The sequence below is a fragment of the Bacillus cereus group sp. BfR-BA-01430 genome (assembly GCF_022663115.1).
Lineage (GTDB): Bacteria > Bacillota > Bacilli > Bacillales > Bacillaceae_G > Bacillus_A > Bacillus_A cereus_BD.
Window position 1 is genome coordinate 1 of the sequence record NZ_JAKUEW010000052.1, and the last position, 1038, is coordinate 1038.

Below are 1038 nucleotides of genomic sequence, written 5' to 3' on the forward strand. Positions count from 1 at the left end.
AAAATGTACAATAGAATCCTTTCTACATTAGGAAGTAAAGCGAACAAAGAACTATTAGAACAGTTAGAAAAGCTCGTACAAGAAACCGATGAGAAAGTTGAAATTGTACAAAAAGAATCCGAGGCGGCGAAACAGTTAGCGGAGAAGGTGCAAGAGAATCTAAAAAACTATCAAACAACGATTATTGAAAGTGTAAATCCGCCGACAACAGGGTTAGAAGATGGCAAAACGTTATGGTTAGACATATCAAACGGTAAGCCCGGTATTCTCAAACTGTGGAAGAATGGTGACTGGGAACCGGTTGTTCCGGACGTCGAATCAGTGAAGCAAGAAACGCTTGAGCAAGTTAATAAAGATATTGAGTCCGCTAAAACGGAGTTAAATCAAAAGGTTCAAGAAGCACAAGAGCAAGCGACAGGGCAATTTAATGAAGTGCAAGAGAGTTTGCAGGGTGTTAGTCGCACAATTTCTGACGTACAAAATGAACAAGGTAACATTAATAAGAAAGTAACTCAAATTGAGCAAACAAGTGAAGGTTTTAAAACTTCTATTGAAGAGTTAACCAAACAAGGTAATGAAATTGGCGATAAGGTTAATACCATCGAACACACTGTGGAAGGTACACAACAAACAATCGCTGATATCAAGTCAACAACAGACGGACTTACAAAGACGACAACTGAGATTAAAGAGCAAGCTGGTAAGATTACTGAAAAAATGTCGAGTTTAGAAAAAAGAGAAGTGAATGTTCGTAACTATGTAATTAACTCTGATTTTTCGAATAGCAATAACAATTGGGTCGGAATCACAAACCCAGTTACAACGAAAATTATCGATGTTAATATCCCTGAAGTTCCAACTATTAAAAAAGGTTTACAAGTAACAAGCAATAAAGCATTTATTCATCAAAATTTACGCGCGGACCTGTTCAAAAAGAAAAGGGGAGTAGTTTCTTGCTATGTTGATGTAAAAACAGTGACGTCTACTAATGAATTTCCACGTTTATATATGAGATTCACATATGACCAAAACGGAACC

Annotated in this window: 1 pseudogene; it reads left to right on the top strand. The window is 36.8% G+C overall.

Annotation, left to right across the window (positions count from 1 at the left end):
- Positions 1 to 1038, top strand: a pseudogene (locus MR058_RS22820) (phage tail spike protein); the annotation flags it as partial.